The 13,626-nt window shown below is 69.0% G+C and carries 11 protein-coding genes; 6 read left to right on the top strand and 5 right to left on the bottom strand.

What is annotated here, in order from left to right:
* The first annotated feature begins 26 nt into the window (after positions 1–26).
* Complete coding sequence (locus tag B8W69_RS17510) at positions 27–1,187, top strand: NDMA-dependent alcohol dehydrogenase (RefSeq protein ID WP_281255237.1); 1,161 nt, start codon at positions 27–29, stop codon at positions 1,185–1,187.
* Between the two features lie 21 nt (positions 1,188–1,208).
* Here B8W69_RS17510 and B8W69_RS17505 read toward each other — a convergent pair whose 3' ends face one another.
* A complete protein-coding gene (locus tag B8W69_RS17505; protein WP_085291064.1) occupies positions 1,209–1,670 on the bottom strand; it encodes an SRPBCC family protein in 462 nt (153 codons plus the stop codon).
* 64 nt (positions 1,671–1,734) lie between these two features.
* Here B8W69_RS17505 and B8W69_RS17500 point away from each other — a divergent pair, with 64 nt between their 5' ends.
* Both B8W69_RS17500 and B8W69_RS17495 read left to right on the top strand, forming a co-directional pair.
* The gene (locus B8W69_RS17500; RefSeq protein ID WP_085291063.1) at positions 1,735–2,106 is read left to right on the top strand and encodes a nuclear transport factor 2 family protein; all 372 of its coding nucleotides are present in this window, start codon (positions 1,735–1,737) and stop codon (positions 2,104–2,106) included.
* A gap of 43 nt (positions 2,107–2,149) precedes the next feature.
* The gene (locus B8W69_RS17495) at positions 2,150–2,374 is read left to right on the top strand and encodes a hypothetical protein (protein ID WP_085291062.1); all 225 of its coding nucleotides are present in this window, start codon (positions 2,150–2,152) and stop codon (positions 2,372–2,374) included.
* Between the two features lie 100 nt (positions 2,375–2,474).
* Here B8W69_RS17495 and B8W69_RS17490 read toward each other — a convergent pair whose 3' ends face one another.
* Entirely contained in the window at positions 2,475–3,212 is a 738-nt protein-coding gene (locus B8W69_RS17490; protein WP_085291061.1) for a DUF899 domain-containing protein, read from the bottom strand.
* 28 nt (positions 3,213–3,240) lie between these two features.
* Complete coding sequence (locus tag B8W69_RS17485; protein WP_085291060.1) at positions 3,241–4,011, bottom strand: SDR family oxidoreductase; 771 nt, start codon at positions 4,009–4,011, stop codon at positions 3,241–3,243.
* A 159-nt stretch (positions 4,012–4,170) separates the two neighbouring features.
* Here B8W69_RS17485 and B8W69_RS17480 point away from each other — a divergent pair, with 159 nt between their 5' ends.
* Positions 4,171–5,127 (top strand): sigma-70 family RNA polymerase sigma factor, encoded by a 957-nt coding sequence (locus B8W69_RS17480; RefSeq protein WP_085291059.1) that lies wholly within the window; start codon positions 4,171–4,173, stop codon positions 5,125–5,127.
* A gap of 170 nt (positions 5,128–5,297) precedes the next feature.
* Positions 5,298–10,121: a cation-translocating P-type ATPase gene (locus tag B8W69_RS17475; protein WP_085291058.1), complete on the top strand. Its 4,824-nt coding sequence runs from the start codon at positions 5,298–5,300 to the stop codon at positions 10,119–10,121.
* Positions 10,122–10,125: 4 nt separating this feature from the next.
* Here B8W69_RS17475 and B8W69_RS17470 read toward each other — a convergent pair whose 3' ends face one another.
* Both B8W69_RS17470 and B8W69_RS17465 read right to left on the bottom strand, forming a co-directional pair.
* A complete protein-coding gene (locus B8W69_RS17470; protein WP_085291057.1) occupies positions 10,126–11,688 on the bottom strand; it encodes an AMP-binding protein in 1,563 nt (520 codons plus the stop codon).
* Positions 11,678–12,574, bottom strand: a complete 897-nt coding sequence (locus tag B8W69_RS17465) for an SDR family NAD(P)-dependent oxidoreductase (RefSeq protein ID WP_439330625.1) — start codon at positions 12,572–12,574, stop codon at positions 11,678–11,680. The genes B8W69_RS17470 and B8W69_RS17465 overlap by 11 nt, the downstream gene beginning before the upstream one ends.
* A gap of 302 nt (positions 12,575–12,876) precedes the next feature.
* On the opposite strand from B8W69_RS17465, the gene B8W69_RS17460 reads away from it, so the two are divergent.
* Positions 12,877–13,620 (top strand): cutinase family protein, encoded by a 744-nt coding sequence (locus tag B8W69_RS17460; RefSeq protein ID WP_085291055.1) that lies wholly within the window; start codon positions 12,877–12,879, stop codon positions 13,618–13,620.
* The last annotated feature ends 6 nt before the right edge of the window (positions 13,621–13,626 follow it).

Raw genomic sequence — 13,626 nt, 5'->3', positions numbered from 1 at the left:
CCACAACAAATCGAGGGAGGTCGCAAATGAAATGTCGCGCCGCTGTGCTTGAAGGGGTCGGCAGGGACTGGGAGATCCGTGAGATCGAGCTGGACCCGCCTCACGCGGGTGAAGTCATGGTGCGGATGGCCGTTGCCGGCATCTGCCACTCCGACGACCACCTTGTCACCGGCGACGTGTTGCCGACGGCCAAGGTGCGAGCCTCCACCGGTATCCCTGAGCCGGACTGGTTCCCGATGCTGGGCGGTCACGAGGGTGCCGGTGTCGTCGAGGAAGTCGGGCCCGGCGTGACGACGGTGCGGCCGGGTGACCACGTGGCGATGTCGTTCATTCCCGCGTGCGGTAATTGCCGGTTCTGCGTGAACGGTCAGAGCTACATCTGCGACGCCGGGGCAAGTTTGTTCTCGAGGGAGATGCCCACCGACGGAACCTGCCGCCGGCATCTCGGCGACGAAAACCTCATGGCTTACGGCCAACTCGGCACGTTTGCCGAATATGCGGTGCTAACCGAAAGGTCCGTCATCAAAATCGACGACGCGATCCCATTCCACGCGGCCTCGCTGGTGTCGTGTGGCGTCAGCACGGGCTGGGGCTCCGCAACGGTCTCCGCGGGCACCGAGCCCGGTGACACGGTCGTCGTCATCGGCACCGGCGGCGTCGGAATGAACGCCCTACAAGGGGCGCGCGCCGCCGGCGCGAAATATGTCGTCGCTGTGGATCCCATTGAATACAAACGAGATTCGGCCAAGATCTTCGGTGCCACGCACACCGCGGCTTCCGCCGAGGAGGCCATCCCTCTGGTGGCCGACATCACCGTCGGCGTCATGGCCGACCGCGTCATCGCCACCCCCGGTGTGCTGCATGTGGAGCTGATCCCGTTGGCGATGAGGCTGCTTCGCAAGGGAGGGATATGCGTGGTCACCGGCATCACCCCCTACACCGAGCCCGTGGTTCCGCTGATCTTGCAGGAGATGGTGCTGTCGGCCAAACAACTACGGGGAGCGCTGTACGGCGGGATGAATCCACGTACCAGCGTGCCGATGCTGCTGTCGATGTACCAGGCCGGGGCGGTGAAACTCGACGAGTTGGTCACCCGCCACTATCGGCTCGACCAGATCAACGAGGCGATGACAGACCTGCGGGAAGGCCGCAATATTCGCGGCGTGATCGATTTCGCCGGCATGTGATCCCAGACCTCACGCAAGCGGTCAACCGGACTCGAAGTGACTCCGGATGCCGGCCAGCATCTTGACGTGCGCCTTGACCCCTTCGCGGATGGTCACCCCGGCCAGCGGCCGCGGCGCGGTGATCGAAATCCGTTCGGTGACCCGGGTGCCGCCGTCGACGGGCTCGAAACTCACCGCGCCGCGCAGCCGCACCCCGGGCGACTGATCGGCTGCGGTCAGCACGTCGCCGCAGACGGGCACCCGCAGCCGGGCCTGATAGCTGGTTCGTATGGTCAACGGCCCCAACGGAATTCGGTCGATCACGCGGTAGGTCTGCTGGTAGCCGTCCAGGGTTTCACTGCGGGACACCGTCTCCACGGACACGATCAGCGGGTGCACGAGCTTGATGTTGTTCAGGTCCACGTAGAAGCCGCGGACGGCCTCGGGCGGCGCGGGCACCTGTTCAGACAGCGTCCGGTCGGCATGGACGGTCCACCAGCTCATGAAAGCAACCTAGCCCGACCGGGGGCGCCGCGCTTACCGTGGACCCACGAGCGAGGGAGAAGACATGGGCGCCCAAGGTCAAGTGGTCGAGCGCTACCTGGAAAGCCTGGCCGCTCACGACTGGGACGGACTGGCCGACACCATAGCCGAGGAGGGCCTGACCCGGGAGGGGCCGTTCTGCGACGTGGTCGAGGGCAAGGCGCGCTATGTCGCGTTTCTGCGCAAGGTATGCACCGAGCTGGAGGGCCATCGGTTGCACGTGCGGCGGGTCTCGCACGTGGACAGCCGGGTGTCGTATGCCGAGCTGTCCGAGACGTTCGAGATCGACAGCGTCGCGACCACGTGGCCCGAATGCATTCTGTTCGAGCAAGACAACGACGGATTGATCTCTCACGTCAGCGTGTTTTTCAAGCAGCGGCGCGCCGGCACCGGATAGCGGTCTATTCCCTCCCCCACGGAATTGACCTAACGTGTCATGGATGGAGGCAGATGCAACTCCGGAGTCGGTGCCGGTCGAGAAATTGCACTCGGGCGACCCGATCACCGATTGTGGTCAGCGGTACATAGTTCTCGAATCAAAAGCGCTCGGCGATAGCTGTGTGGTTCTGGAGCTGGAATCCAGGGTTGACCACCACCTGCAGGTCATCGAGAAGTCATTCCCGGTCGGGTACCAGGTCGACAGGGCACACCACCGAATTCTCTGACAAATTCCGGTCGCCGGAGAATAATGCGCGAGTAGCCGCCCGACGGCTACCGCGCATTCGTGTTTTGCGGCCCCTTCCGTTTGAATTCGACTGACGCCGTTCAGTTCTCGCGCGGCGGCCGTTGGTTGTTGGGATCGTCCGGGTCGGGCTCACCGAACCAGCGTGACGGCTCGTGCTCGCCGTACGCGTCGTGCCAGTCCCACCACTCGTAGGGAGCGGTCTGCGGGTAGCCCCCGGGCGAATCCTCCCAGTTTTCCTGGCGGCCCAACGCGGTCATGTCGAGGAAGCTCCACGTGGTTCCGAGCGCCTCGTCGCCGCGGTTGTTGATGAAGTACGTGCGGAACATTCGGTCGCCGTTGTGGATGAAGGCATTGGTGCCGTGCCATTCGTTCACCCCGAAATCGGCGTCGAAGTCATCCGTGATCGAGTACCACGGCATCTTCCAGCCCATCCGCGCCTTGAGACGCTCGATGTCGGCCTGCGGCGCGCGCGAGGCGAACACCAGCGTGGTGTCGCGTGCGTTCAGGTGGGCCAGGTTGCCGACGTGATCGGCGATCATCGAGCAGCCCCGGCACGCGTGGGCGGGCCAGCCGTCGATGTCGGCTCCGTAGAAGGCGCGATACACGACGAGCTGACGCCTGCCCTGGAACAGACCCAACAGGTCGACCCTGCCCTCGGGTCCGTCGAACTCGTACCGCTTGTCCACGGCCGTCCACGGCATCCGGCGCCGCATGGCCGCGAGGGCGTCATGGGCCCGGGTGAGTTCCTTCTCCTTGACCAGCAGTTGCTGGTGCGCGCTCGCCCACTGCTGGGCGGACACGATGGGCGGTGTGTTCATCGATGTGTGCCTTTCGGTTCTCGGATGTTCAGGCCAGCGTCGAGAGGCCCGCGGAGGTGAGCAGGTAGGCGTCCTGGCCGGCAGCCCCGCCGGTGGCGATCTCGAGCACCGACTTGCCCACCTGCTCGGCGCTGAGCGCCGGCCCGCCGGCCCGCACGAAGGAGTCGACATCGACGCCTTGGCGGTCGGCGTAGGCCGCGACGGCGGCCGCCCCCAGGGCGGTGGCCGGCGTCAACCGCGGCAGCACGGCGGTGAACCCGATCCCGAGCCCCGCGCGCTGCGCCTCGATGGCGGCATAGCTGGTGATGAACCTGACGGTCGCCTTCGCCCCCGCATAGCCGCCCGACAGCGGCGACCCGTTCAACGCGGCGCCGCTGGACATCACGATCACCGAGCTGCCCGGCGCCAGCGGGCGCAGCAGCGCCTGGCGAGACCAGTGGAACGCCTGCGCGACGTCGGAGTTCCAGTTCTCGCTGAACGTCTCCCAGGTCTGTTCCTGCAGCGGCATCATCGGCGGCGTCGCGCCGGCGCACAGCACCAGGGTGCGCGGCCGGTGCTCGTCGATCAGCCGTTCGGCCGTCGCCGGGTCGGCGGCGTCGGCCGCCACCGGAGTGAAGGCGTCGCCGAGCTGGGCGCGTACCTCCTCGAGTTGCGATCGGGTGCGTGCCACGCCGACGACGCGCACACCGGCGGCCACCAACGCGGCGGCGATGGCACGGCCGAATCCGCGGCCGGCTCCGGTCACGATCGCGGTGGTGCCGGCGAGCCCTTCGGCGTGGGCGGTACTGGGCTGGTTCATGGTCGTCCTCGCCCTCTGACGTGGTCTGCGGCCGTGGCCGCGCCTTCACCGATTCAGATACGGCGCGACATCGGGATTCATCGCCCGCGGACCGATGACTTTCGGGGGCGGGATGTCTCTATGGGAGTAGGTTCCCTCGCAGCCGAAAGGAGTTGGGTCGTGCCGGCGCAGGAGGATTTCGTCGAGCAGGCGGCGCCTTTTCGGGCCGAGCTGATCGCGCATTGCTACCGCATGCTGGGCTCGGTGCACGACGCCGAGGACCTGGTCCAGGAGACGTATCTGCGAGGCTGGCGCGGCTATGCGGCATTCGAGGAACGCGCGGCGCTGAAGACGTGGCTGTATCGGATCGCGACGACAGCCTGCCTGCGGGCGCTGGAGAACCGCGCCCGCCGCGTGCTGCCGATGGGCGTGGGGGACGGCTCGATCGACCCGGACGGGGATTTCGACGCGAAGGCCGGCGCGCACGCCTGGCTGGAGCCCATTCCCGACGCGCTGATGTTCAAGAGCCGCGAAGACGACCTCGCCACCAAGCAGAGCGTGCGGCTGGCCGTGATGACGGCCCTTCAGGAGCTTCCGGCGCGGCAGCGCGCGGTGTTGATCCTGCGCGACGTGGTGCAGTTCAGCGCCGCCGAGGTTGCCGAACTGCTCGAGACCACGCCCGCGGCGGTGAACAGTTCGCTGCAGCGCGCCCGGGCCCACCTCGCCGAACTGTCCCCCACCGAGGAGAGCATGTCCGAGCCCGGCGATGCGGAGCGTCGCGAATTGCTCGACCGGTATTGCGCGGCATTCGAAAACGCGGACATGGCCGCGTTGACCGCGCTGCTGCAAGCCGACGTCAAACTCGAAATGCCGCCGATGCCAGTGTGGTTCACCGGACGGGACGCCGTGCTGCGATTCCTTGCCGGACGCGCCCTGGCCGAGCCCGGCGACATTGCGATGATCCCGACGGCCGCGAATTCGCAACCCGCCGTTGCCGAGTACCGGCGCAGCGCTGACGGGAAGATGCGAGCCCATTCCATTCACGTGCTGACCACCGGCGCTACCGGCGTCGCCGGCATCACCGTCTTCCTCGACCCCGGTCTGTTCAGCACGTTTGGTTTGTCACCAACCCGGTAACCTTGGAGCAGGGACGTAATCGCACCCTTGCTCGCTAAGGGAGGCCCGACGTGCATCGGCTTGCATCGTCCGAGGTGTCGTCGCACGGTTTTACCTTCCCGCCCACGTGTGGACAGGTACTCCACACGCCAGGATCATTAGGCGCGGTAGACGTAATCGAAGGGTGATGAGTGAAGATTCCGGGCGTTTCCAGCGTCGTCGCTGGCGTAGCCGGTGGAGCCGCGCAGGCGGTGCGGGCCGGCGTGTCTACTGCGGCCGGCGCGGCGGGCGCGCTGCAGACACTGACCAGCCCGGTGACGGAGCTGGCCGGCCCGGTGCTTCAATTGATGGCTCAATCGACCGGCCGGGCAATCGGGCTGAACAGTTCCGCCGACGGTTCCCCCGGCACCATCCTGCCGCCGGTGCGCTGGCAAAGCGGGCAGCGCGTGCACCTGGATCTCGACCCGCTGTTGCCGTTCTTCCGCTGGCAGGAATATTCGGCGGTAGTCGAGGAGCCGGTTCGCCGGATTGACGGAGTGGCTAAGGCCCACGTCGAGGGCGCGCTGGGCCGTTTGGTCGTCGAACTCGCCGACGACGCGGACCATGACGCCGTCCTGACCGAGGTGCGGTCAACGGTCGCCGCGGTTGCCGCCGACATCGCCTCGACGAAGTCGGAGTCGGCTCCGCGTTCGGCGCCGTTCGCCGACCCGGGTAACCCCCTGGCGATTCTGGTGCCGCTCACCGCCGCGGCCATGGACTTCGTCGCGATGAGCGCCGCATTCACCGGATGGGTGGCCCAACTGCCCGCGGCACCGGTGACCACTCGGGCCGCGGCCGCCCTCATCAATCATCAGCCGCGCATGGTGGCGATCCTGGAATCGCGGCTGGGCCGGGTGGGCACCGATATCGCGCTCGCGGCGACGACGGCGGCGGCCAACGGGTTCACCCAGGCGTGGGGCACACCGATGCTTGATCTCACCCAACGCACCCTGCAAATCTCCGAGGCCGCCGCACACCGCCGCGTCTGGCGGGATCGAGAGCCGCGGCTGGCGTCGCCCGAGCGGCCACAAGCACCCGTGGTCCCGGTCATCTCCTCGGCCAAGTCGAACGTGGCCCGGCACAGCTGGGCGGCGGCCGCGGCCGGGGAGGCCTCGCATGTCGTGGTCGGCGGAGCCGTCGATGCCGCGATGGATAAGGAAAAAGGCTCGATGGCCGGGCCGGTGGAGAGCTATGTCGATGCGGCGGCCAACGGCTCCTTGATCGCGGCGGTCAGCACGTTGGTGGCCGGCGGCGGCACCGAAGCAGCGGCCGAAGCGATCGAGGCCGGGGTGCCGCGAGCCGCGCACATGGGCCACCAGGCGTTCGCGGCGGTACTGGGTCGTGGCCTCGCCAACGCCGGCCAACTGGTGCTCGACCCGGGCGCCTTGCGCCGCCTGGACCGGGTGAAGGTGGTCGTCATCGACGGCGCCGCGCTGCGCGGCGATCACCGCGCCGTCTTGCGTGTCCACGGCGATGCACCCGGCTGGGATGACGACCGGGTCTATGAGGTGGCCGACGCGCTGCTGCACGGGGAAGAGGCCCCCGAGCCCGACCCGGACGAGTTGCCGGCCACCGGGGCGCGGTTGAGGTGGGTTCCCTCCCAGGGGCCGTCGGCCACGCCCGCGCAGGGTCTCGAATCCGCCGACCTCATTGTCGACGGCGAATGCGTCGGCAGTGTCGAGGTGGGCTGGGAGGTCGACCCCTACGCGATCCCGCTCTTCCAGACCGCGAACCGGACTGGCGCTCGGGTGGTTTTGCGTCATGTCGCCGGCACCGAGGATCTCACCGCCAGTGTCGGCGCCACGCATCCGCCCGGAACCCCGCTGTTGAACGTGGTGCGCGAGCTACGGGCCGACCGTGGACCGGTTCTGCTGATCACCGCGCTACACCGAGACTTCGCGTCCACCGATACGTTGGCCGCGCTTGCGATCGCCGACGTCGGTGTGGCGCTTGACGATCCGCGGGCCGCCACGCCGTGGACCGCGGACATCATCACCGGCACCGACCTGGCAGACGCGGTGCGGATCTTGTCGGCGATTCCGGTCGCCCGCTCAGCGAGCGAGTCGGCGGTACACCTTGCTCAGGGCGGCACCACTCTGGCCGGGCTGCTGCTGGTCACCGGTGAGGAGGAGCAACAGGGCACCAGCCCGGTGAGCTTCCGGCGCTGGCTCAACCCGGTCAACGCCGCCGCGGCCACCGCGCTGGTGGCGGGAAGCTTCTCGGCCACCCGGGTGCTGCGGCTGCCCGATCCCACTCCCCAACCACTCACCGCCTGGCATGCGCTGGATCCCGAGATCGTCTACTCGCGGCTGGCCGGTGGCGCGCGGCCGCTGGCGGTCGAGACCGAGTCGTCGTGGCGGCGACGCCTCGACGATCTTTCCTACAGTCCGGCATTAGCGCCGCTGCGTGGGCCGCTGCACAGTGCGGTCCGGCTGGCCGCCGCCACCCGCACCGAGCTCGCAGATCCGCTGACTCCCATCCTGGCCGTCGGGGCGGCGGCGTCGGCGATCGTCGGCAGCAACATCGACGCGCTGCTGGTCGCGGGTGTCATGACCGTCAACGCGATAACCGGTGGGGCACAACGACTTCGGGCCGAGTCCGCGGCCGCCGAGTTGTTCGCCGAGCAGGACCAGATGGTGCGCCGGGTCGTCGTTCCGGCCGTCGCGACCACGCGCCGCCGGCTCGAGGCGGCCCGGCACGCCACCCGCACGGTGACCGTGTCCGCGAAGTCACTGCGACCCGGCGACGTCATCGACCTGGCCGCACCCGAAGTGGTGCCCGCCGATGCCCGCCTGCTGGTTGCCGAAGATCTCGAGGTCGACGAGTCCTTGCTCACCGGCGAGTCACTGCCGGTGGACAAGCAGGTGGACCCGGTCGCCGTCAACGACCCCGACCGCGCCAGCATGCTGTTCGAAGGCAGCACCATCGTCGCCGGACGTGCCCGGGCGATCGTGGTGGCCACCGGGGTCGGGACCGCCGCGCACCGCGCGATCTCGGCCGTCGCCAGCGTCGAAACCTCGGCCGGAATACAGGCTCGGCTGCGCGACCTCACCAGCAAGGTGCTCCCGCTGACGCTTGCCGGCGGTGCCACGGTATCGGCGTTGGCGCTGCTGCGCCGGGCGCCGCTGCGCCAGGCGGTGGCCGACGGCGTCGCGATAGCAGTGGCCGCCGTGCCGGAAGGCCTGCCGTTGGTGGCCACCCTCTCCCAGCTCTCGGCCGCCCAGCGGCTGACGGCCCGCGGGGCCCTGGTCCGCGCGCCGCGCACCATCGAAGCGTTGGGCCGCGTCGACACCATCTGTTTCGACAAGACCGGAACCCTCACGGAGAACCGGTTGCGCGTCGTGTGCGCCGTGCCGGCCGACGTCGACCCGCATGAGCCGTTCCCCGCGCTCACCGATCCGGTCTCGGCCAACCTGCTGCGGGCCGCCGCGCGGGCGTCCACTCGGCCGCAAGAAGGCCAGGGTCATGCGCACGCCACCGACGAGGCGATCGTCACGGCGGCGGCCTCACTCAACGGCCACAACGATGCGGACTGGACGATGCTCGCCGAGGTGCCCTTCGAGTCGAGCCGCGGCTTCGCCGCCGCGATCGGTATTACTGGCAACGGTTCGAACGCGCCGATGCTGATCATCAAGGGAGCTCCCGAAGTCATCCTGCCGCGCTGCAAGTTCGCCGACCCCGAGGCTGACCAGCGGCGGGCGGAGGCGGTGGTACACGGTCTCGCAGAGCAGGGCTTGCGAGTGCTTGCGGTGGCGCAGCGCGTGTGGAAGCACGAGACCGAGGACGACGACACCGACGCCGACGCCGTAGACGCCGCCGCGCAGAACCTCGAGCTGCTGGGCTACATCGGTTTGGCGGACACCGCCCGACCATCGGCGCGACCGCTGATCGAAGCGCTGCTGGACGCCGACCGCGACGTGGTGCTGATCACCGGCGACCACCCCATCACCGCCCGGGCGATCGCCCGTCAGCTGGGTCTGCCCGAGGACGCGCGGGTGGTCACCGGCGCCGAACTCGCCGGCCTGGACGAGGACGCCTGCGCCAAGTTCGTCGCCGATGTGCAGGTCTTCGCGCGCGTCAGCCCGGAGCAGAAGGTACAGATCGTGGCCGCCCTGCAGCGCTGCGGGCGGGTGACCGCGATGGTCGGCGACGGCGCCAACGACGCCGCCGCCATCCGGATGGCCGACGTGGGCATCGGCGTGAGCGGTCGCGGTTCGTCGGCCGCCCGCGGCGCCGCCGACATCGTGTTGACCGACGAGGATCTCGGTGTGCTGCTCGACGCCCTGGTCGAGGGGCGCAGCATGTGGTCCGGGGTGCGGGACGCCGTCACGATTCTGGTCGGCGGGAACGTGGGCGAGGTCTTGTTCACCATCATCGGGACCGCCTTCGGCGACGGACGGGCCCCGGTCGGGACCCGTCAGCTGCTGTTGGTGAACCTGCTCACCGATATGTTCCCCGCGCTCGCGGTCGCGGTCACCTCGCAGTACGTCGAGCCCGACGAAGCCGAATACGAGTCCCCCGAAGAAGCTGAAGAGGCGCGGCGCCAGCACCAGCGCGCCGTGCTGACCGGACCCACCCCCTCACTCGATGCCCCACTGATGCGCCAGATCGCCACCCGCGGCGTGGTCACGGCCGCCGGGGCAACGGCCGCCTGGGCCATCGGGCGCTGGACACCGGGCACCGAACGTCGCACGGCGACCATGGGATTGACCGCTCTGGTGTCGACGCAGCTGGCGCAGACGCTGCTGACCCGACGACACAGCCCACTGGTCGTCGCCACCGCGCTGGGCAGCGCGGGCGTTTTGGTCGGCATCGTGCAGACCCCGGTGATCAGCCAGTTCTTCGGGTGCACACCGCTGGGGCCGGTCGCCTGGTCGGGCGTGCTGGGATCCACGGCGGGAGCCACCGCGATCTCAGCGCTGGCACCCAACTGGCTGGCTAAGCAGGTCGCCGCCCTGGAGCCCGGCGAGAAGTGAGCCGTCAGTCGGACAGTTCTTTGCGCAGCACCTTGCCGGCGGGGTTGCGCGGGATGCTGTCGACGACGTTGATGTCGCGGGGCTGTTCGAAGCGAGAGACCCGGCCCTTCAGGTACTCGCGCAGCTCGGCCACGTCGATCTCGCCGCCCGGCTGCGCGACCACGAACGCCGCCAGGCGCTGACCGAACCGTTCGTCGGGGACCCCGATGACCGCGTTGTCGGCGATGGCGGGGTGCTGGGCCAGCGCATTCTCGACCGCACGCGGATACACGTTCTCGCCGCCGGAGATGATCATGTCGTCTTCGCGGCCGACGATGAAGAGCCGGCCGGCGTTGTCCAGATAGCCCATGTCACCCGTGCTGGTCATGCCGTCGACAACGGCTTTCGCCGCGCCATCGGTGTAGCCCTCGCTGGTCAATTCGCCGCCGACGAAGATCCGCCCGGTGACCCGCGGCCCGACCGGCTTGTCGTTCTTGTTGAAGATGCGCACCGGGCACCCGACGACGGGCCTCCCGACGGTTTCGGGGGCCTCGCGCAGATCCGCCGGCGTGGCCAGCGCGCCGATGCCGACCTCGGTGGAGCCGTAGCCGTTGTAGAGGATGTCGCCATAGGCGTCCATGAACCGCTGGCCCAGAGTGGGGTCGAGGCGGTCGCCGCTGGAGATCACCGTGCGCAAGTAGGGCAGCGGGTTTCGCTCCCGCACCTGCTCGGGCAGCTCCAGGATTCGCGCGAGCACAACCGGCACCGCGGTGAAGGCGTCGGCGCGGTGCAGCGACGCCTGGGCCAGCGCGGCCTCGGCGTCGAACTCACGGCGGGTCAGGACGGTGCCCCCGAGCGCGAAGGTCAGCATCAGCATGCCTAGTCCCAGCCCGTGAAACATGGGCATTGCCACCGAAATCCGCGAACCTGTGCGCAACCGGGTGCGATCGAGGATCGTCACCCACACGCCCACCGCCGAGCGCATCTGCGGTGTGCGCGGCACGCCCTTGGGCTTCCCGGTGGTGCCCGACGTCAGCAGCACGATGCGGCCGGGGGTGGCGACGTCCGGGCGAGCGCCTTCGTCGGTGCCGACCGTCGCCGGATCGACCGTGACGACCGAGTCGTCCGCACTCCGGACCCGCTCGGCGAATTCAGCGTCGACGACCACGGTCGAGATGCGGTGGGCCTCGACGGCGGCCGCCAGCGCGTCGCTGCGGAACTCCGTGCTCATCGGCACGACGTCGGCGCCCAGCAGGGCCGCGGCGAAAACGCCCGCTGCGAAACCGCGTCCGTTGCGGCACATAACCCCGATAGCCTGCCCGGGTGCAGCGCCTTCGGCGGCCAGCCGCCGGGCCAGCGACTCGGTCGCTCGCTGCAGCTGGCGATAGGTCAGCGCGCCGTCGTCGTCGACGATCGCGGTCCGGTCGGGCCAACGGGCGGTGGTGACCGCCAGCAACGTGTAGGGATTGGTGCCGCCCCGGCGAACCTCGCGCAGGAGCCGGAAACCCGCGAGCGGCGCCGGCGGGGTGAGCAGACCGGAGCGCAGCAGGGCCCGGGCGGCGGTGGGGACCACGCGATCATTCGCCATCGTCGGCCTCGTCGGTGTCGGGCTCGCTGAAGAACCGGCGATGCCACAGCCGGGCCGCGTAGTCGGCGGGCCCGGCCAGCAGCACCGAGGCCAACTCGGCCGGCAGCACCCAAGGCGGCGCAATGGTCCGGGGCCGCTCGATGATCGCCTTGGCGATGGCGTCGGCGGCTTCGTCAGGTGAGAGTCCCGGAAGGCTGCCCAGCAGCGGGGTGGGCGCGATCATCCTGGTGCGGACCAGCGCGAAGTAGACGGTGGTGACATCGACGCCGTCGGTATGCAGCTCCGGCGCGACGCTGCGCAACCACCGGTCGAAGGCGCCCTTGGACGCCTGATAGGCACCCCATTGCGGACCCGGCGCCACCCGTACCGCGACGCTCGACACGTTCACGATGTGCCCGCTGCCGTTGCCGCGCATGGCCGGCAGCAGCCCGAGCAGCAGCCGCACCGGCCCCAGGTAGTTGATGTCGATGGTGCGCTGGAAGTCGTGCGGCCGGTCGTACTGGTCATGCAGCGAGCGGCGCAATGACTTGCCAGCGTTGCTCACCACGATGTCGAGCGGGCCGTGCTCCTCGGTGATCTGCTTGGTCAGGGCGCTCACCGCGGATTCGTCGGTGAGGTCGGTCGGGTAGGCGACCGCGCGACCTCCGCCGGCGTTGATCGACGCCGCGAGGTCGCGGAGCCGTTCCTCGGACCGGGCGACCACCACGACGGTCGCCCCCGCCGCGGCCAGGCTGCGCGCGGTCGCCTCACCGATGCCGTAGGAGGCGCCCGTCACCAAGACGGTCTTGCCGAGGACGGTGTCCCGCAACTTGTCCGGGTCCGATACCCGGGCCGGGTTGGCCACGTGGTCCGTGACCGTGTTCAGGGCCTGCGCTATTGCGTTCAACTTCGCTGCCGCATTCACTCGAGCCGCTTGCCGGGGTCGGCGGCTGCTTCACCGTACCCCGGTCCGGTAACTTCAAGTAGCAGACCACATTGCAGTCCGGGCCCGCGCTCCGCCCCGGCGAAGACGGCTCCCGAGCGACCCCGGCGACGGGTGGGCGGCGGCCGCCCGAGCGCTCACCCGTGATGAGCGCCGCGCACAACCAATCTCAGCCCGTCCGCATCAGCGGCGGTTATTTTATGAGACCACGGTAATTTCGGTGTTTCGGGTGTTTAGGGGGCGTGTTGGCTGGGCACAATGGCGGCATGATTGCGCGTCAATTAGTTCGTTCCCTCGGTTCAGCAGTAGTTCTCGCAGCGTCGGGCGTGGCCGTGTCGGCCTTGTCCACTTCCGTTATCCCCTCTGCCTCGGCCCAGTGTCCGGACGTGCAAGTGGTGTTCGCCCGTGGCACCGGTGAAGCGCCGGGGGTCGGCCCCACCGGTCAGGCCTTCGTCGATGCGCTGCATCAGCGCGTCGGCGGGCGGTCGTTCGATGTGTATCCGGTCAACTACCCCGCCAGCGACCAATGGGATACCGGCATCGACGGCGTCAGAGACGCGGGCGCGCACGTCAATTCGATGGCCCACGACTGCCCCAACACCAAGATGGTGCTCGGCGGCTACTCGCAGGGCGCGGCCGTCATGGGCTTTGTCACCTCGGCCGCCGTGCCCGACGGCATCGACCCCAACACCGTGCCCAAACCGCTCAGCCCCGACGTGGCCAGCCACGTCTCCTCGGTCGTGCTGTTCGGCATGCCCAACGTGCGGGCGATGAACTTCCTCAACGAACCGCCCGTGGTCATCGGCCCGCTCTACCAGGACAAGACGGTCAAGGTGTGCGCCACCGAGGACCCGGTCTGCTCCGACGGTCTCAACTTCGCCGCACACGACACCTACGCCGACGACGGCGCGATGATCGACAAGGGAGTCGCCTTCGCCTCCAGCCACTTGGGTACGGGCGGGCCCGGCGCACAGTCGGTCGCGTCGCCGCACGGCGGCTTCGGAGAGTAACGGCCC

Source organism: Mycolicibacterium vulneris (assembly GCF_002104765.1).
Lineage (GTDB): Bacteria > Actinomycetota > Actinomycetes > Mycobacteriales > Mycobacteriaceae > Mycobacterium > Mycobacterium vulneris.
This window is presented reverse-complemented; position numbering and strand designations above follow the sequence as displayed.